Below are 17,754 nucleotides of genomic sequence, written 5' to 3'. Positions count from 1 at the left end.
TGGCGCATTGGGCCGGTAATTGGAGTGCATTGTGCGATGAAATGAGCGCAGTCGGCCTCAAAACGAGGCTGTGGGCGGGTTGCAGGACTGGTCAGGGACGCCCGGTCCCGTGGTTCCCCGGGACTTTATTCGATGAACGCCGCGTTCACCGTCACCGCGGCGGCGTCCCAGGCAGGCACCGCCTGCGCGGTCATTGGCACCATGAAACGCTTGCCGCCGGGCTTTTCGATTTCGAGGATATCGCCTGCGCCGAAGTTTTCGACCGCGGCGACATGGCCGATCGGCGTCCCGTCGGTCGATACGCACGGCAGTCCGATCAGGTCGTGGTGATAATATTCACCGGGGCTGAGCGGCGGCAGCGCCGAGCGGGGCACGGTCAGGAGCGTTCCGCGCAGCGCCTCGGCGGCGCTGCGGTCGGCAATTTCGGCAAAGGTCGCGACCGCGCCCTGATTGGCGGGGCGCACCGATTTGAGCGTCAGCTTGGCGCCCCCCGCATCGAAAACGGAAAAGGCGCGGAGAGCTTCCGCGCCTTCGCCGAACAGCTTGAGCCGCACCTCGCCCCGCACCCCATGCGCGCCGGCGATGGCGGCGAGGGTGACGGGACGATCGGCGGTCATCTGGGGTTTAGCCTTCGGCCTTTTCTTCGGCTTCGGGAGCGACCGGGCCGCCCTCGGCGACTTCCTCGGCGATCGCGGTCGCGTCGTCGGTGGTCGCTTCGGCCGGGGTCTCGTCGGCGACGGCGTCGGCAACAGCTTCGGCGGTCGCTTCGCTCTTCACCGAACCCGTCGCGTCCGATTCGGCAGCTTCGGGAGCGGCGGGCGCTTCGGCAGCAGCCTCTTCGGCCGGAGCGGCTTCTTCGACCGCTTCGGGTTCGGGCGCCGGAGCGGCGGCAGCAGCTGCGGCAGCTTCTTCGGCTTCAGCGATCTTTGCGGCCTTTTCCTCGGCGCGTTCCTTGGCCTTCTCGCCCGGGACCGCCTTGTTCGGATTGTTACGCGCGGCGCGCTCCTTGATGCCCGCGGCGTCAAGGAAGCGGGCGACGCGGTCGCTCGGCTGCGCACCGACCGAGAGCCAGTGCGCCGCACGTTCGCCGTCGAGCTTCACGCGCTCGGGATTGTCCTTGGCGAGCAGCGGGTTGTAGCTGCCGATACGCTCGATGAAGCGGCCGTCGCGCGGGCTGCGCGAATCGGCGACGACAATCTTGTAATAAGGGCGCTTTTTCGAACCGCCGCGCGAAAGGCGAATGGAGGTAGCCATGATATTTTCCTTCAGTGTCTAATGGTCAAACTAATCGAATTATTTCTTTTTATTCATCAGGTTGGCGAGGTCCGGCGGAATCGCACCGCCGCCGAGGCCGGGCAGGCCGCCACCCATTCCGCCCCCGCCCATTCCACCGCCAAGTCCCGGCATTCCCGGAATGCCGCCGCCACGCCCGAACAGCGCGCCGAGACCCTTGAGGCCGCCCATCTTGCGGATTTTCTTCATCGCGGTGGACATTTCCTGATGCATTTTTAGCACCTTGTTCACCTGTTGCACCGTTGTGCCCGACCCGTTGGCGATGCGGATCTTGCGCCTGGCGTTGATGATTTCGGGCTTCGCGCGCTCCTTGGGGGTCATCGACCCCATGATCGCGTCCATGTGAACAAGCGTCTTGTCGTCGGCGCCGCTTTGCGCCGCGGCGACCTGCGCTTTTTTAAGGCCGGGGATCATGCCCGCAAGCGCACCGAGCCCGCCCATGCGGCGCATCTGGTTCAATTGGGTGCGAAGGTCGTTGAGGTCGAACTGGCCCTTGGCCATCTTCGCCGCCATCGCCTCAGCCTCTTCGGCCTGGATCGTTTCGGCGGCGCGCTCGACGAGGCTGACGACGTCGCCCATGCCAAGGATACGGCCAGCGATACGCGACGGCTGGAACAGCTCGATCTCGCCCAGCTTCTCACCCGTGCCGGCGAACTTGATCGGCTTGCCGGTCACCGCGCGCATCGACAGCGCGGCACCGCCGCGCGCGTCGCCGTCCATGCGCGTCAGGACGACACCGGTGAGCGGCACCTGATCGCTGAACCGCTGCGCCACCTGCACCGCGTCCTGCCCGGTCAGGCTGTCGACGACGAGCAAGGTTTCGGCGGGGTTCGCGGTGCGCGAAACCGCCTGCATCTCGTCCATCAACTGCTGGTCGACGTGGAGGCGCCCCGCGGTGTCGAGCATCAGCACGTCAAAGCCCTGAAGCTTCGCCGCCTGCATCGCGCGCTGCGCGATTTCGACCGGCTGCTGCCCCGCAACGATCGGCAAGGTCGCGACGTCGATCTGGGTGCCGAGGACAGCGAGCTGTTCCTGCGCGGCGGGGCGATTGACGTCGAGCGACGCCATCAGCACCTTTTTGCGCTCTTTCTCCTTGAGCCGCTTCGCGATCTTCGCGGTTGTCGTCGTTTTACCCGAGCCTTGCAGGCCGACCATCATGATGACCGCGGGCGGCGCAACATTGAGATCAAGCTCGGCGGTTTCGGAGCCGAGCATTTCGGTCAGCGCATCGCTGACGATCTTGACGACCTGCTGCCCCGGGGTGACCGAACGCAGGACATTCTGGCCGATCGCGAGGTCGGTGACCTGATCGACGAAGCTGCGCACGACGGGCAGCGCCACATCGGCTTCAAGCAGCGCGATTCGCACTTCGCGCATCGCCGCGCGCACGTCGGCCTCGGTCAGCGCGCCGCGGCCGCGGAGCTTTCCGAAAACATCGCCAAGCCGATTGCTCAGACTGTCGAACATGCGCCCAAAATCCCTTCTGACAGCCCGCAACGCAAAAGACGCCGGTGAGCGAAACCTCGCCAACCAGCGGCTATCCGTGGACAGATTTTCCGTCGCGGATGTCGTGTCTGTCCTTGCGCAAGATGCGCCCGGACGCGGGGCCACTACACAAATATCCGCGGGAAAGCAAGGTAGCCCCAGTGAGTCCCAACTTAACCCAAATTTCACCGCTTGGCGCCATAAGACCGGCGAGGGTGGGACAAACTCATATGAATTCTACGCCGAAGCCCCTGGACCGCAGCGAGGGCGCCAAACGCGACATCATTACCGGTGGCATCGTCGTCGCCGCGATCCTGCTGTTTATCGGCACGGGCGGCAATGTGATGCAGGCTGTCGTGCGCGCGCTGATCGGAATCGGCGGCGGCCCCGACCGGGTGCTGGCGACCGCGCTCGTGCTCAACATCGCGCTGATTCTGTTCGGCTGGCGTCGCTACAATGATCTCAACCGCGAAATCCGCGAACGAACCGAGGCCGAACGGCGCGCGCGCTACCTGGCCGACACCGATCCGCTGACGGGTTTCCTCAATCGCCGCGCGCTGCTCGTGACCGGCCAGCGGATGATCGCCGAGGCGGCGGCTGAAAAACGCGAGGTCGCGCTGTTCCTGCTCGACCTCGACCATTTCAAGAGGGTCAACGATATCCACGGCCACGCCGCGGGCGACCGCGTGCTCGAGGTCGCGGCCGAACGCATCGCCGCCGTGTTGCCGCCCAGCGCCGCCAAGGCGCGGCTGGGCGGCGACGAATTTGTCGCCATGATAAGCTTCGATCCGGCCGCACGAAGCGACATCGACACGCTGGCGGCGGAGCTTGTGACCACGCTTGACGACACGGTCACGCATGACTCGCAGCAGATTCGCATCGGCGCATCGCTTGGCATCGCGCTCGCCCGCGATGCCAGCATCACGATGGAGACGATGGTCCGCCAGGCCGACATCGCCATGTATCATTGCAAGGACGAAGGACGGAATCGCCATGTCTGGTTCGAACAGGGCATGGAAATGGCGGTGCAGGTCCGCAACCAGATCGAAACGGGAATTCGCGAAGGAATGCCGCGCGGCGAGTTCGTGCCGCATTTCGAACCGCAGGTCCATATCGCCACCGGGCGGCTGATCGGTTTCGAGATGCTGATGCGCTGGGAGTCACCCGAATATGGCCTGATCCCGCCCGAACGCTTCATTCCGGTCGCCGAAGAAAGCGGGCTGATCGGCGAATTGTCGCTGCTGGTGATCCGCGAAGCGATGGAAATCGCCAAACGCTGGGACCCATCCATCGTCCTCGCGGTCAACATCTCGCCGCAACAGCTTAAAGATCCATGGTTCAGCCAAAAGCTGACCAAGCTGCTCGTCGAAACGGGCTTTCCCGCGGCACAGCTCGAGGTCGAGATCACCGAAAGCTCGCTGTTCGAAAACCTGCCGCTGGTGCGCTCGATCGTCACCAGCCTCAAGAATCAGGGCGTATCGCTCAGTCTCGACGATTTCGGCACCGGCTACAGCTCGTTGTCGCACCTGCGCGCGCTGCCGTTCGACCGGATCAAGATCGACCGCAGCTTCATCGCCGCCATGGGGGGCAGCCCCGACGCGCAGGCGATCATACTCGCGATCGTGCGGCTGGGCGAAAGCCTGGCGATGCCGATTACCGCCGAGGGCGTCGAGGACGAAGCAACCGCGATCGAACTGACGCGGCTCGGCTGTGCGAAGGGCCAAGGCTGGTATTACGGACGCGCGGCCTCGGCCGTCGACACCGACCGTCTGCTCGCCGAACGCGGGCTGCTGCGCGAAGCGGCGATTGCGGAGCCGCGGCAAGGCGCCGGCGTGGAAGAGCCCCTGCGTAAAACGGCGTAATCCGCGGCCTCGCTAGACTTCGCTCGCCCGCGCCCTTACATGCGCGGCTATGGCGGACCGCTTCACCAAGATGCACGGCCTCGGCAACGACTTCGTCGTGATCGACGCCCGTGAACACAGCGTCGAGATGACGGCCGCGCGCGCGCACGCGATCGCCGACCGGCGTCATGGCATCGGTTGCGACCAGCTGATCCTGCTAGAACCGTCGGCCAGCGCGGACGTGAAGATGCGCATCTTCAACGCCGACGGCGGCGAGGTCGAGGCTTGCGGCAATGCGACACGCTGTGTCGCAACGCTGATCGGCAAGCCCGCGGTGATCGAGACGCTGGGCGGGATGCTGCGCGTGACCCCGGCCGACGGCGGCGCCGAAGTTACGCTGGGCGAACCCGTCTTCGACTGGGAGCATATTCCGCTCGCGATGCCGATGGACACGCGCGACATGCCCGTCGCGTGGGACGAACTGGAGCATGGCGCCGCCGTCAATGTCGGCAATCCGCACATCGTCTTTTTCGTGCCCGAAGCCGACGCGGTCGCGCTTGACCAGCTGGGCCCGCGGATCGAGACCGACCCGCTGTTCCCCGAACGCGTCAACGTCAATGTCGCAAGCCTCGACGGCGAGAACCAGTTGCAGCTGCGCGTATGGGAACGTGGCGTTGGGTTGACGCAGGCGTGCGGCACCGGCGCCTGCGCGACCGCGGTCGCTGCAATCCGCGCGGGCCTTGTCCAGTCGCCGGTGACCGTCGCGCTACCGGGCGGCGACCTGATCATCCGCTGGGCACCGGGCGAGCTGATCCTGATGAGCGGCGCGGCGACGCGCGTGTTCGACGGTGAGACCGATTGGGCGCAGTTCGGATGAGCAACGCGGTTATCGACGGCCCCTCGGTCGTCAATTTCGGCTGCCGGCTGAACATCGCCGAGGGTGAGGCGATCCGTGCTGCTGCGCGCGAGGCGGGTGCGCGCGATACGATCATATTCAACAGCTGCGCGGTTACCGATGAAGCGGTGCGGCAGACGCGGCAGGCGGTGCGCCGCGCTTTGCGCAAGCGGCCGGATGCCGAGGTCGTGGTGACGGGGTGTGCGGGGGAACTGGAGGCCGAACGCTTTGCGGCGATGGGTGCGCGAGTTGTCGGTAACGATGTGAAGGGTTTGGTTGAAAGCTATCTTCCGCAAGAAAAGAACGGTGCTTCGACAAGCTCAGCACGAACGGAATTTGATGATGGCCGAATCCCTCAACCGTTCGCCCTGAGCTTGTCGAAGGGCCGTTCTTCTTCCCTTTCCTACCAGCCGGCCCTCTCCGGCGCCGATCACGCGCGCGCTTTCCTGGGCGTCCAGACGGGCTGCGCGCACAGCTGCACTTTCTGCGCGACGGTGCTCGCACGCGGCGCCGCGCGGTCGGCGACCATCGAAGCGGTCGTCGAGGCCGCGCGCACCGCATGGCACCGCAGTCAGCGTGAGATCATCCTGACCGGGGTCGACCTCGCGAGCTATGGCGACGACAGCGGCACGAGCCTCGCCGCGCTGGTCGAGGCGTTGCTGACTTTGCCCATCCAACGCCTACGTCTCTCCTCGCTCGATCCCGACCGGATCGACGACGCGCTGTTCGCATTGCTGACGCAGGAACCGCGCGTGATGCCGCATGTTCACCTGTCGTTGCAGGCGGGCGACGACATGGTGCTGACGCGCATGAAGCGCCGCCATCGCCGCGCAGACGCCGTGCGCCTGATCGAACGGCTGAAGGCCGCGCGCCCCGAGATCGCGATCGGCGCCGACCTGATCGCGGGCTTTCCAACCGAGGACGACGCGATGTTCGCGAACTCGCTGGCGTTGATCAACGATTGTGACATCGTCTTTGGCCATATCTTTCCGTACAGCCCGCGCGCCGGGACGCCCGCGGCGCGGATGCCGCAGGTCGGCCGCGCAATTGCGCGCCATCGCGCCGCGACGCTGCGCGAAGCCAATGCCCGGCGGCGGCAGAACTGGCTCGATACGCAGGTTGGCCGTACGGCAGCGATACTCGTCGAGCGCGATGGGCTGACCGGTCACGCCGAAAATTTTGCCGCCGTGGCGCTGACCACTCCCGTCGCGCCCGGCACCATCATCGACGTGCGCCTGCTGGCGCGCGACGGCGACCGCATGGTCGCAACCCCCATACAAGCAAAGGATAACGCCGCATGACCGGCAAAAGCTGGAGCGAAAGGCTGCTCGGCGGCTTTCGCCGCACGTCCGAACGGCTCGGCGAGAATCTCGCCGGGCTGACCGGCAAGGCGAGGCTCGACGAGGACGATCTCGACCGGATCGAGGAAGCGCTGATTACCGCCGACCTCGGCCCCGCGATGGCCGCGCGCATCCGCGACCGCCTGGCCGGGCGGCGCGACGTCGCGGCGAACGGCACCGAGGAGCTGCGCCGGGTCGTCGCCGAAGAAATCGCCGCGGTGCTGCGCCCGGTTGCCGAGCCGCTCGACATCGACGCCTTTCCGCGTCCGCAGGTGATCCTGGTGATCGGGGTCAACGGATCGGGCAAGACCACGACCATCGCCAAGCTGGCGCATCTGTTCCAGGAACAGGATTATGGCGTGATGCTCGTCGCGGGCGATACCTTTCGCGCCGCCGCGATCGGGCAATTGAAGGTCTGGGCCGAGCGGCTGGGCGTGCCGATCATGGCGGGACCCGAAGGCGGCGACAGCGCGGGCATCGTGTTCGACGCGGTGAAGCAGGCGACCGCGACGGGCATCGACGTGCTGATCGTCGACACCGCCGGACGCCTTCAGAACAAGCGCGAGCTGATGGACGAGCTCGCCAAGATCAAGCGCGTGCTCGGCCGCCTCAATCCTGCGGCGCCGCACGACGTCGTGCTCGTGCTCGACGCGACGACGGGGCAGAATGCGCTGGCGCAGATCGACGTGTTTCGCGAGGTTGCGGGCGTGACCGGGCTCGTCATGACCAAGCTCGACGGCACCGCGCGCGGCGGCGTCCTTGTCGCCGCGGCCGAACGCCACGGGCTTCCGATCCACGCGATCGGCATTGGCGAAACGATGGAAGATTTGCGCCCCTTCGACGCCGACGAGATCGCGGGCATCATTGCAGGAAATATCAGATGAGCGACGTCCTCCCCAGCGGCCCTGAGCCCGTTCCGGCGCCGCCGCCCGCCAAGCATGGCTGGCTCAACTTCGCGATCGATTTCGGGCCGCTGCTCGTCTTTTTCCTCGCCTATAAATTCTCTTCCGGCGGCGAAGGAGCGTTCGCGGCGACGACGGCGGCGATCAAGGGCACGGTCGCCTTCATGGTCGCGATCGTTATCGCGATGGCGGTATCGAAGTGGAAGCTCGGCAAGATTTCGCCGATGCTTTGGATGTCGAGCATCCTCGTGCTTGGTTTCGGCGCGCTGACGATCTGGTTCCACGACGAACGCTTCATCGTGATGAAGCCGACGATCATCTACGGTGCCTTTGCCGCGATGCTGCTCGGCGGCTGGTGGTTTAAGAAACCGATGCTCAAATATCTGCTGCAATCGGCGCTCGAAGGGCTGACCGAAAAGGGTTGGCTGCTCCTGTCGCGCAACTGGGGCCTCTTCTTCGCCGCGCTCGGCATCGCCAACCATGTGATGTACGAGCTGATCCAGGCGAAACAGATGAGCTTCGACCTGTGGCTGACGATCAAGGTCTGGGGCGTCACCGCCCTCTCCTTCCTCTTCACGCTGAGCCAGCTCCCCGTGATGCTGAAGAACGGCCTCGCCGTGCCCGACGAGGCCGTCGCCGACAAAAGTTGATGCCGCCCCCCGTCGCTGGCATAGCGGGTCACCGGCACCGGGTCGCATACGGCGCCGCGATAAACAGGGGGAACTGCCATGGACAAATTTTTCGGTAATCTGCACGCCGTGCTCGGCGTCGGGCTGCTACTCGCGATCGCGTTGATGCTCGGCCTCAACGGCCAGAATTTCGAGGATGGGGTCGCCGCGGGTAACGCGATCATGCGCTGGCTGCACACCTTCTTCGGCGTGCTGTGGATCGGGCTGCTCTATTATTTCAACTTCGTTCAGATACCGACGATGCCCAAGATTCCGGCCGAACTGAAACCCGCGGTCGGCAAACATATCGCGCCCGCCGCGCTGTTCTGGTTCCGCTGGGCGGCGCTGCTGACCGTGTTGCTCGGCATCGGCATTGCCGGCCACGCCAAATATCTGGCGCCCGCGCTGGCACTTCAGGATCCGTACAAGCTGATCGGCGTCGGCATGTGGCTGGGCCTGATCATGGCGTTCAACGTCTGGTTCGTGATCTGGCCGAACCAGAAAAAGGCACTCGGCATCGTCGAGGCCGACGATGCGACCAAGGCGAAGGCCGCAAAGACCGCGATGATCTTTTCGCGAACCAACACCTTGCTGTCGATCCCGATGCTCTATGCGATGGTGAACTTCAGCTGATCTGACGCAGCGGTAAATCGATGGGGGCGCTTCGGCAAACCGGAGCGCCCTTTCATTTCCGTTCGTGTCGAGCGAAGTCGAGACACCCGTGGGGTCGGCGCGAGATCGAGGGGCATCTCGACTTCGCTCGATGCGAACGGGAATTGGTTTAGCTTTGTTCCACCGCCGCCTTGTGCATCCGGCCGTTCATCACATAATGCGCGACGCCGACCTGCATCCCTGCGGCCTGCGCATCGTCGATTTCGCGCACTCGCCGCGCGGGCGATCCGGCCCACAGCTCGCGATCGGGAATTTCCTTGTTCTCGGTCAGCAGCGCGCCCGCCGCGAGCATCGCGTCGCTGCCGATGCGGCATCCGTTCATCACCGTGGCTTTCAGGCCGACGAAGGCGCGATCCGCGAGCGTGCAGCCATGCACCATCGCCATATGGCCGATCAGCACATCCTCACCGATGATCGTCGGAAAACCCTCCGGCCGGTGCGGCATCGGGCCGTCGCAATGGACGACGCTGCCGTCCTGGATGTTCGACCGCGCGCCGACGACGATGCGGCTGACATCGGCGCGCAGCACGCAATTATACCAGATGCTGACGTCGGGCCCGATCGTCACATCACCGATGATCCGGCATCCCGGCGCGATGAAGGCGCTGGGGTCGATCTGCGGCGTCTTGTCGTTGACGCTGATGATGCTGATGTCGATCATTCCTCGCGGCCTCCGATGATATTCTTCCAGATCAGGACCGGCAGCGTCGATGCATAATCGTCGGTCCAGCGCTCAAAATTCGCACGCGCTTCGAGCGGCACCCAGGCACCCTCGGCAAAGGCCTGATCGCGCGGCCGGATGCCGCCGGTGAGCTGCTGCATCCGCTGCGGCGTCGCGGTGAGCGCGACCCAGTTCGACGCGGTCAGATCGTCATAATCGCTGCCGCTCGCCGGCCCGGGATCGATGCGGATCGCCGCAGCCCATCCGCGCGCCTTCGCCTCGGCAGCAAGCACGGGTTCGAGCCCGAAAAAGCGGTTCGAGATATGGATGAGCAATATGCCGTCGGGCTTCATCGCGCGCGCGTAAATGCCGATCGCCTCGCGGGTCAGCAGGTGGAGCGGGATCGCGTCGGACGAAAAGGCGTCGATGACGATAACGTCGAAGCGCCCCGGCGGCTGGCTCGCAAGCTGAAGCCGCGCATCGCCGATAACGATCGCCGCATCGGGCGCGCAATCGGACAGGAAGGTGAATTTTGCCGGATCGCGCGCGATGTCGACCATCACCGGATCGATCTCGAAGATCGTCCAGTCCTGTCCCGGCTGGCGGTAACAGGCGAGCGTGCCCGCACCCAGCCCGACGATGCCGATCGCGGCGTTCGGGCCTGCGAGCGCCTCCGCCTGCGCCAGCGTCAGGCCGACGCCCGATTGCGGACCATAATAGGTCGTCGGGTCGCGGCGGTGCGCCGCGTCGGTGCGCTGAAGCCCATGAAGCGTCGTGCCATGCGCGAGGCGGCGCTGGTTCGCGTATGGATAGTCGGTAACCGTATAGACGCCGAAATAGCTGCGTACGCGCGCACCGCTGAAGCTTTCCTGGATCGTGTCCCAGCCGCCGACGCCGATCATCAACAGTGCAAGCACCGACACGAACGCCCAGCGCCAGCCGATGACGAGGATGCCGATGACGAAGATCGCGATGCCCCAGGGCGCGTTCTCCCCGTCGAGGCGGCCCGTCCAGTTATCGACCATGTGCCAGGCGGCAAAGGCGGCGAGCGCGACGAGCAGCGCGGCGACGCCGCGTGCGGTTTTTGCTTCCAGCCCCAGCCATTTGCCCCACGGTAGCAGCGCCGGCAACGGCAACAGCATGGCGGCGGCGAGGATGAGCAGCGGATGCTCGTACACCCAGTCGAAGAGGAGCGGCGCGACGAGCGCGGCGAACAGCCCGCCCAGCACGCCGCCCGCCGACATGAGGAGATAGAAAAGCGTCAGATGCTGCGGCGCGGGCCGCAGGAAATAGAGATAGCCATGAAGCGCGGTCGCGACGATGAACAGCATCGCGAGGCTGGCGAGCGCGACCATCATCGACCCGCCGCCCGAACTCAGCAGCCCGAGCCCGCCGACCGCGAGGAGCACGACCGGCGCGAGCAGCGTGATGATCTGCGTCGGCCCCTGCAGGCGCGAAAAGGCGATGACAAAACTCAGCAAATAAAGCCCCAGCGGCAACACCCAGAGCAGCGGCATCGCGACGATGTCGGTGGTAAGGTGCGTAGTCGTTGACAGCATCAGCCCGGACGGCACCGCGGCAATGAGCAGCCAGTGAAGCTGGCGCCGCAACGTCGGGCGCGGCTCGGCGGTTTCCGCTGTGGCGTGGCTTTCGGCGGCGCCGTGCCAGCGCGCCGCCGCCGCCCCGGCCACGAGCAGCACGAGCAGCGCATAGCCGCCAGTCCAGCCCCAGCTTTGCACCGCGAGCGGCATATTGGGTTCGACGAGCGCGGGGTAGCTGATGAGCCCCCCAAAACTGCCGAGGTTTGACGCGGCATAAAGATAATAGGGATCGCCGGCTTGGGGATCGGCGGCGAACCAGCGCTGCATCAGCGGCGCCTGCGCCGACACAACAAAGAACACTGGCCCGATCGACGCGAAGAGCAGGAGCGGCACCCACAGCGCCTCCTGCCCGGGCCCCGGCGGCGCGATCGCGGCGATACCGATCGGCAGCCAGAGCGCCGCGATGAGGAAAAGCGCGAGGTGGATGATCGCCTGCCGCCGCACAGTGAAGCGCCCGAGCCAATGCGCATAGGCATAACCGCCGAGCAGCAGCGCCTGGTAGACGAGCATGGCGCTGTTCCACACGGCGGGCGCCCCGCCAAGCTTGGGCAGCACCATCCGCGCGACCATCGGCTGGACAAGGAACAGCAGGAAACTGCCGACGAGGATCGTCAGCACGAACAGCCAGCGCCGCGGCGATGCGGTGTCGGTCACGAAATCAGGCGCCGAGCAGCCGCGCGGCGTGGAGCGCATGATAGCTGAGCACACCCGACGCCCCCGCGCGGCGGAAGGCGAGCAAGGTTTCGAGGACCAGTGCATCGCGCTCGCCCGCACCCGCCGCGGCGGCAGCCTCGATCATCGCATATTCGCCCGACACCTGATAGGCGTAGACGGGCGCTGCGAAATTGTGCTTCACCGCACGCACGATGTCGAGATAGGGCAGGCCGGGCTTGACCATCACGCTGTCGGCGCCCTCGGCCAGATCCTGCGCGACCTCGCGCAAGGCTTCCTCGCTGTTCGCCGGGTCCATCTGATAGGTCTTCTTGTCGCCCTTCAAGAGCCCGCGCGAGCCCACCGCGTCGCGGAACGGTCCGTAGAAGGCCGAGGCATATTTGGCGGCGTAGCTCATGATCTGGACATGACCGAAGCCTTCGCTCTCAAGCGCGGCACGGATCGCGCCGATCCGGCCGTCCATCATGTCCGAGGGCGCGATGATGTCGGCGCCTGCGCGCGCCTGATTGAGCGCCTGCCCGACGAGAACATCGACCGTTTCGTCGTTGAGGACATAGCCTGCATCGTCGATCAGCCCGTCCTGCCCGTGACTGGTATAGGGATCGAGCGCAACGTCGGTGAGGATGCCGATGTTGTCGCCGAGCGCATCCTTGATCGCCGCGGTCGCGCGGCACATGAGGCTATCGGGATTGAGCGCCTCGCTCCCGTCCTCGCTGCGCCGATCGGTCTGCGTATATGGAAAAAGCGCCAGGCACGGGATGCCTGCGGCGACCGCTTCCTTCGCGCGGTCGACGAGCCGGTCGACAGACCAGCGCGACACCCCCGGCAGGCTGGCGATCGGCTCCTCGGCACCCGACCCGTCGCAAACGAACAGCGGCCAGATGAGGTTCGCGGGCGACAGGTGCGTTTCGCGCACCATCGCACGGCTCCATGATGTGCGGCGAGTGCGGCGCAGGCGCAGGTCGGGAAAAGCGGCGTGGGTCATGCCGGGTGCATAGCGGCGCGGCGGCGCAGGGCAAATGGATATTGGGAGATTCCGAAGCCCGCACATTCCGTTCGCATCGAGCGAAGTCGAGATGCCCCTCGATCTGGCGCAGGCCGGAGGGTGTCTCGACTTCGCTCGACACGAGCGGTTTAGAGGTCGATCGGCGGCAGGTTAGAGCCCGCCGCCCGCCCGCTTCGACGCCACATCGGCGAGGCTGCCGAGTTTCGGTCCTTCGATCTGCTTCGGCGCGATCGGCGCCAGCGCGGCGCCCGGCGCGATCGCGGTGAGTTCGCGGATGCGCGCACGGAAGGCGTTGAGCTCGCGACCCTCAAGCAATGCGCGCGTCACGAAGGTCACCGACGACGGATTGACCGCGCGGCCGTTGCGATACAGCTCGTAATGAAGGTGCGGGCCGGTCGACAGCCCGGTCGAGCCGATATAGCCGATCACCTGGCCGCGATTGACGCGCTGGCCCGATCGCACCGCAATCCGGCTCATATGGCCATAACCGGTCCCGAGGCCGTTGCCGTGATTCAGCCGGACATAATTGCCATAACCGCCCTTGCGCCCCGCCATCGACACAACGCCGTCGGTGACGGCATAGATGGGCGCGCCATAACCGCCGCCGAAATCGATGCCGCTGTGCATCCGTTTGTAGCCGAGGATCGGGTGACGGCGCATCCCGAAGGTCGAGGTGATGCGCCCGTTGGCGGGCCGTGCCATGCCGCCGCGCTGCTGCCCGACGCCCGACGCCTCGAACCATTGGCTGCGCCCGCCTGCATTCCATTCAAGCATCGACAGTTTGGGCTTTCCATCGCGGACGAGGCCCGCATAAAGCAGCTTGCCGGTTTCGCTCTCGCCCGTTTCGGCGCGGCGATGCTCGACGATGATGTCATATTCGTCGCCCGCCCGAATGCCGCTGCCGATCGAAACCTGCTGGCCGATGACGCGCAGATAGGATTGGATCGCCTGCGGCGGTGCCCCGGCAGCGCGCGCCGAGCGGTAGAGGCTGTCGCCAACCCGCCCGCGAATGCGCAGCGGCGTCGCATCGACCGCGATCGGGATGCGGCGAAGGACGAGCTGGCCGCCGACGCGCTCCATTTCGATCCGCAGGTCGAAGCGCGCGCGCATCGCCAGCGCATCGACCGGGCGCGGCATGGTGCGCGCCGCGCGGCGGCCGAGGATCAGGTCGATCCGCGTTCCCGGCGCAATGTCGGTGAGCGGCACCGCGCCCGACACCTTGTCGGCAATCGCCTGCGCCTCGCTACTGCCCACGCCCGAGCGTTCGAGCAGCCGCGCAAAACTGTCGCCGCGGCCCAGCGTGGCGGTGAGCTCGATCTGCGGGCGTTCGGGCGTCTGGTTGAGCGGGCGAACCGCGTCGGTCGCCGCCATATGCCGCCCGGTGTCGCCGCCGAAGGCCAGCGGCACAATCATCTGGCCGCGCGCTTCGTTGAAATCGGCCGCGTCGAGCGCGGGGGTGGTCGTGACCGTCAGCGGCCGGACGCCCGGAAAGGTTGCGATCGCGGTCCCGCACAACAGCGTGAGCGTGGCGAGCCCGCGCCACCATTCGGCCGATCCGATGTTGCTGCCAAGGTCGGGGACGAGGTCTAGCTGCGCAAGCCGCTCGCGCCAACCCAGCCGATCGGCCGAATCGGGGCCTGTGCGCCGCAGCGGGATCGCTTGCGACATCGTGAGGGCGGCAGCATTACCGGACATCCCCGCGATGGGTTCGTGACGCTGGAACAAATTGCAATCCCCGCCCGGCAGCCTCCCCGGCCGCCGCATGACATAATCGAAGCCTTGTCTGTAAAGAAAGGTCGTTAAAGTCAATTTAATGGGCTTTTCCGTGCTCCGCGTTGCGACGGGCCGGGGCGCGGGCGCGATATCACGCACGCCGCTACGGAAAAATGACGCGCCGCCCCATCGCCCGACGATCGTCTGTTGCGCCGCGCTCGCGGCCATGCCAGCTTGGGGCCAAGAAAATGACCTCCTCTTTCTCCCAGCCGGTCAAGGCTGTCCTTGGCCCCACCAATACCGGCAAAACCCATTTGGCGGTCGAGCGCCTGACCGCCCATGCCAGCGGCATGATCGGCTTTCCGCTGCGCTTGCTCGCGCGCGAAGTCTATGACCGCATCGTGGCGATCAAGGGCGCGCCCCAAGTCGCGTTGATCACCGGCGAGGAGCGGATCGTGCCGGCGCAGGCGCGCTACCTGCTCGGCACGATGGAAGCGCTCCCGGTGGAGCGCGACGTCGCCTTTGTGGGCATCGACGAGGCGCAGCTGGGTGCGGACCCCGAGCGCGGCCATGTCTTTACCGACCGCTTGCTGCGCGCCCGCGGGCGCGAGGAGACGATGATCCTGGGATCGGCGAGCATACGCGGGCTGGTCCGCGAGCTGGTGCCGGAGGCGGAGATCGTCACGCGGCCGCGCTTTTCGACGCTGAGCTATGCCGGATCGTCGAAGCTGTCGCGACTGCCCAAGCGATCGGCGATCGTCGCCTTCTCGGCCGAAGAGGTTTATGCGATTGCCGAGATGTTGCGCCGTTTTTCGGGCGGCGCCGCGGTCGTGATGGGCGCGCTCAGCCCCCGGACCCGCAACGCGCAGGTCGCGATGTTCGAGGCGGGCGAGGTCGATTATCTCGTCGCTACCGACGCTATCGGCATGGGGCTCAACCTCGACGTCAAGCATGTCGCCTTTGCCTCCTTGCAAAAGTTCGACGGCCGCCGCCTCCGCCGCCTGACGATCGCCGAAATGGCGCAGATCGCCGGCCGCGCAGGGCGCCACCAGCAGGATGGCAGCTTCGGCACCGTCGGCCTCCCGCAAGGCGGATTCACACCAGAGGAAATCGCGGCGATCGAGGGACATCATTTCCCGCCGGTCGCGAACCTGTTCTGGCGCGAGCCCAACCCGCGCTTCGGCTCGCTCGACCAGCTGCTCGCCGATCTGGCGCAGCCCCCGACGCTGCCGGGGCTGCGCCCGGCGCCCGAGGCGGTCGATATTGCCGTGCTCAAGCATCTGGCCGGCGATATGGAAGTGCGCGCGCGCGGCAGCGATTTCGACGCGGTCCAGCGGCTTTGGGACGTGTGCGGCCTCCCCGATTTTGAGCAATTGGGCGCCGAACACCACAGCCGTACCGTGTTCAAGCTGTGGCAATGGCGCACGAGCGGCGACGGGATGATCGACCCCGACTGGTTCGCGCGGCGGCTGGCGCGCCTCGACGATGTCGAGGGCGACATCGACCAGCTCGCGAGCCGCATTGCGGCCGTCCGGACGCTCTGCTTCATCGCGCAGCGCGGCGACTGGATCGCGGGCGGCGCGGGCTGGGCCGAGCGGACGCAGGCGCTCGAAGCGCGGCTGTCCGATGCGCTGCACGCCGCGCTGGCGCAGCGCTTCGTCGACCGGCGGCTCGCACTGCTGCTCCGCGACGCGGGGCAACGCGGCAACAGCCTGCCCGTCGCGGTCGGAGCCGACGGTACCGTCGCGGTCGATGGTGAATCGATCGGCACGCTCAAAGGCTTCCAGTTTAAGGTCGATCCCGTGGCCAAGGCCAGCGACCACCGGATGCTGCTTGCCGCGGCCGAAAAACATCTGCGCACCGAACTGGCACGCCGCGCCGCCGCATTGGCCGACAGCGACGACAGCGCGCTGTCGCTCGTCGCCGAGCCAGGGGGCGCGCCGCGTCTCGCCTGGCACGGCCAAGTCATCGCCGCACTCGCGCGCGGGCCCACGCTTGTGCAGCCGGCGATCCAGCTCGATCCCTCGCTGCGCCGCCTCGAACCCCATCAGGTGCAGGCGATCGCCGACCGGCTGCACCGCTTTGTCGCCAGCCAGCTTACGCGTCATGCCGCGCCGCTTGCCGCCATGGGCGAAGCGGCAGGCGACCTGTTCACCCCGCCGCGTGTCCGGGCGCTGCTCGCGGCGCTCACCGACAACAGCGGCACGATCGGGCGCGCGGTGGTTGAGGATCAGCTGAATGCACTGGCCGCAGACGAACGGCCGCAACTGCGCAAGCTTGGCCTCACGATCGGCTCGCTCGACATTTTTCATCCGCAGCTCCTGAAACCCGAGGCGGTTCGCTGGCGCGCGGCGCTGATCGCCGCGCAGCAGGCGACGCCGGTCCCGGCGCTCCCCCCGCATGGCGCCGTGTTGCAAAAAACCGGCAGTCAGGCGGGGCTCACCACCGCGGGTTTTCGCCGCTGCGCATCGGGCTGGCTGCGGATCGACATGGCCGAAAAGCTCGCACGGCAAGCCCACGCCGCGCGGATGCAGGCCGCGGCGCCGCCAACCGCGCCGATCACCGGCGGCGACGATCACCAGCATGACGAACCGGGCGACGAGGCGCACAGCCCGCCGCCCGCCGGTTTCGTGATTGACCCCGCGCTCGCCACCTCGCTGGGGCTCGACGAGGAAACGCGCCGCGCGCTGCTCGGCAGCTTCGGTTTCCGCAGCGTCGGCGAGCCGGCGCTGCACCGCTGGCGCTGGTCGGGGCTGCGCAAGGCCGCGGACAAGCGCCCGCGCCGCAAACAGCGGCGGAGCGGCGGCGGGGCGCCACTGAAGAGCGCCGTCAATGGCGAAGCGCGGCGCGCCCCGCCAAAACCGGCGAAAGCCAAACCCGCCAAGCCCCGGCCCGACGCCCCCCGCGCACCGCGGCGCGACCGCCCCGAACGGCGCGGCCCCTCGCCCAACAGCCCCTTCGCCGGCCTGGCCGCCTTGCTCGCCGACGCGCGCAAGGACTGACGC

At 66.7% G+C, this 17,754-nt stretch carries 13 protein-coding genes and 1 pseudogene; 7 read left to right on the top strand and 7 right to left on the bottom strand.

What is annotated here, in order from left to right:
* Positions 1-125: 125 nt before the first annotated feature.
* From rimM to ffh, 3 genes and pseudogenes are all read right to left on the bottom strand, one after another.
* The gene (rimM, locus tag VSX77_RS09050) at positions 126-617 is read right to left on the bottom strand and encodes a ribosome maturation factor RimM (protein ID WP_338424278.1); all 492 of its coding nucleotides are present in this window, start codon (positions 615-617) and stop codon (positions 126-128) included.
* A 175-nt stretch (positions 618-792) separates the two neighbouring features.
* Positions 793-1,254: pseudogene (gene rpsP / locus VSX77_RS09045) on the bottom strand (30S ribosomal protein S16); the annotation flags it as partial.
* Positions 1,255-1,293: 39 nt separating this feature from the next.
* A complete protein-coding gene (gene ffh / locus VSX77_RS09040) occupies positions 1,294-2,760 on the bottom strand; it encodes a signal recognition particle protein (protein WP_338424277.1) in 1,467 nt (488 codons plus the stop codon).
* 248 nt (positions 2,761-3,008) lie between these two features.
* On the opposite strand from ffh, the gene VSX77_RS09035 reads away from it, so the two are divergent.
* The 6 genes from VSX77_RS09035 to VSX77_RS09010 all read left to right on the top strand — a co-directional run bounded on the left by VSX77_RS09035 (position 3,009) and on the right by VSX77_RS09010 (position 9,057).
* Positions 3,009-4,640: a putative bifunctional diguanylate cyclase/phosphodiesterase gene (locus VSX77_RS09035; protein ID WP_338424276.1), complete on the top strand. Its 1,632-nt coding sequence runs from the start codon at positions 3,009-3,011 to the stop codon at positions 4,638-4,640.
* Between the two features lie 49 nt (positions 4,641-4,689).
* The gene (gene dapF, locus VSX77_RS09030; protein ID WP_338424275.1) at positions 4,690-5,496 is read left to right on the top strand and encodes a diaminopimelate epimerase; all 807 of its coding nucleotides are present in this window, start codon (positions 4,690-4,692) and stop codon (positions 5,494-5,496) included.
* A complete protein-coding gene (locus VSX77_RS09025) occupies positions 5,493-6,815 on the top strand; it encodes a MiaB/RimO family radical SAM methylthiotransferase (RefSeq protein WP_338424274.1) in 1,323 nt (440 codons plus the stop codon). Before dapF ends, VSX77_RS09025 begins: the two co-directional genes overlap by 4 nt.
* Positions 6,812-7,738, top strand: coding sequence for a signal recognition particle-docking protein FtsY (ftsY, locus tag VSX77_RS09020; protein ID WP_338424273.1), 927 nt, complete (start codon positions 6,812-6,814; stop codon positions 7,736-7,738). The genes VSX77_RS09025 and ftsY overlap by 4 nt, the downstream gene beginning before the upstream one ends.
* Positions 7,735-8,406, top strand: a complete 672-nt coding sequence (locus tag VSX77_RS09015; RefSeq protein WP_338424272.1) for an inner membrane-spanning protein YciB — start codon at positions 7,735-7,737, stop codon at positions 8,404-8,406. Before ftsY ends, VSX77_RS09015 begins: the two co-directional genes overlap by 4 nt.
* Positions 8,407-8,484: 78 nt before the next feature.
* Positions 8,485-9,057 (top strand): urate hydroxylase PuuD, encoded by a 573-nt coding sequence (locus VSX77_RS09010; RefSeq protein ID WP_338424271.1) that lies wholly within the window; start codon positions 8,485-8,487, stop codon positions 9,055-9,057.
* 148 nt (positions 9,058-9,205) lie between these two features.
* Here VSX77_RS09010 and VSX77_RS09005 read toward each other — a convergent pair whose 3' ends face one another.
* The 4 genes from VSX77_RS09005 to VSX77_RS08990 form a co-directional block, all read right to left on the bottom strand.
* Positions 9,206-9,757, bottom strand: a complete 552-nt coding sequence (locus VSX77_RS09005) for a gamma carbonic anhydrase family protein (protein WP_338424270.1) — start codon at positions 9,755-9,757, stop codon at positions 9,206-9,208.
* Positions 9,754-12,012 (bottom strand): spermidine synthase, encoded by a 2,259-nt coding sequence (locus tag VSX77_RS09000; protein WP_338424269.1) that lies wholly within the window; start codon positions 12,010-12,012, stop codon positions 9,754-9,756. The genes VSX77_RS09005 and VSX77_RS09000 overlap by 4 nt, the downstream gene beginning before the upstream one ends.
* A 4-nt stretch (positions 12,013-12,016) precedes the next feature.
* Positions 12,017-13,015: a porphobilinogen synthase gene (hemB, locus tag VSX77_RS08995; protein WP_338424268.1), complete on the bottom strand. Its 999-nt coding sequence runs from the start codon at positions 13,013-13,015 to the stop codon at positions 12,017-12,019.
* 171 nt (positions 13,016-13,186) lie between these two features.
* Positions 13,187-14,704: a M23 family metallopeptidase gene (locus tag VSX77_RS08990; RefSeq protein ID WP_338424267.1), complete on the bottom strand. Its 1,518-nt coding sequence runs from the start codon at positions 14,702-14,704 to the stop codon at positions 13,187-13,189.
* 293 nt (positions 14,705-14,997) lie between these two features.
* Between VSX77_RS08990 and VSX77_RS08985 the strand changes: the two genes are divergently transcribed.
* On the top strand, positions 14,998-17,751 hold the full coding sequence (locus tag VSX77_RS08985; RefSeq protein ID WP_338424266.1) for a helicase-related protein: 2,754 nt from the start codon (positions 14,998-15,000) through the stop codon (positions 17,749-17,751).
* Positions 17,752-17,754: the final 3 nt, after the last annotated feature.

This window comes from Sphingopyxis sp. TUF1 (genome assembly GCF_036687315.1).
Lineage (GTDB): Bacteria > Pseudomonadota > Alphaproteobacteria > Sphingomonadales > Sphingomonadaceae > Sphingopyxis > Sphingopyxis kveilinensis.
This window is presented reverse-complemented; position numbering and strand designations above follow the sequence as displayed.

Excerpts from the sequence above, each read along its gene's own strand:
- dapF (WP_338424275.1), top strand. The coding sequence starts at position 4,690 with ATGGCGGACCGCTTCACCAAGATGCACGGCCTCGGCAACGACTTCGTC.
- rimM (WP_338424278.1), bottom strand. The coding sequence starts at position 617 with ATGACCGCCGATCGTCCCGTCACCCTCGCCGCCATCGCCGGCGCGCAT.
- ffh (WP_338424277.1), bottom strand. The coding sequence starts at position 2,760 with ATGTTCGACAGTCTGAGCAATCGGCTTGGCGATGTTTTCGGAAAGCTC.
- VSX77_RS08985 (WP_338424266.1), top strand. The coding sequence starts at position 14,998 with ATGACCTCCTCTTTCTCCCAGCCGGTCAAGGCTGTCCTTGGCCCCACC.
- VSX77_RS08990 (WP_338424267.1), bottom strand. The coding sequence starts at position 14,704 with ATGTCGCAAGCGATCCCGCTGCGGCGCACAGGCCCCGATTCGGCCGAT.
- VSX77_RS09015 (WP_338424272.1), top strand. The coding sequence starts at position 7,735 with ATGAGCGACGTCCTCCCCAGCGGCCCTGAGCCCGTTCCGGCGCCGCCG.
- hemB (WP_338424268.1), bottom strand. The coding sequence starts at position 13,015 with ATGACCCACGCCGCTTTTCCCGACCTGCGCCTGCGCCGCACTCGCCGC.
- VSX77_RS09035 (WP_338424276.1), top strand. The coding sequence starts at position 3,009 with ATGAATTCTACGCCGAAGCCCCTGGACCGCAGCGAGGGCGCCAAACGC.
- VSX77_RS09010 (WP_338424271.1), top strand. The coding sequence starts at position 8,485 with ATGGACAAATTTTTCGGTAATCTGCACGCCGTGCTCGGCGTCGGGCTG.
- ftsY (WP_338424273.1), top strand. The coding sequence starts at position 6,812 with ATGACCGGCAAAAGCTGGAGCGAAAGGCTGCTCGGCGGCTTTCGCCGC.
- VSX77_RS09005 (WP_338424270.1), bottom strand. The coding sequence starts at position 9,757 with ATGATCGACATCAGCATCATCAGCGTCAACGACAAGACGCCGCAGATC.
- VSX77_RS09025 (WP_338424274.1), top strand. The coding sequence starts at position 5,493 with ATGAGCAACGCGGTTATCGACGGCCCCTCGGTCGTCAATTTCGGCTGC.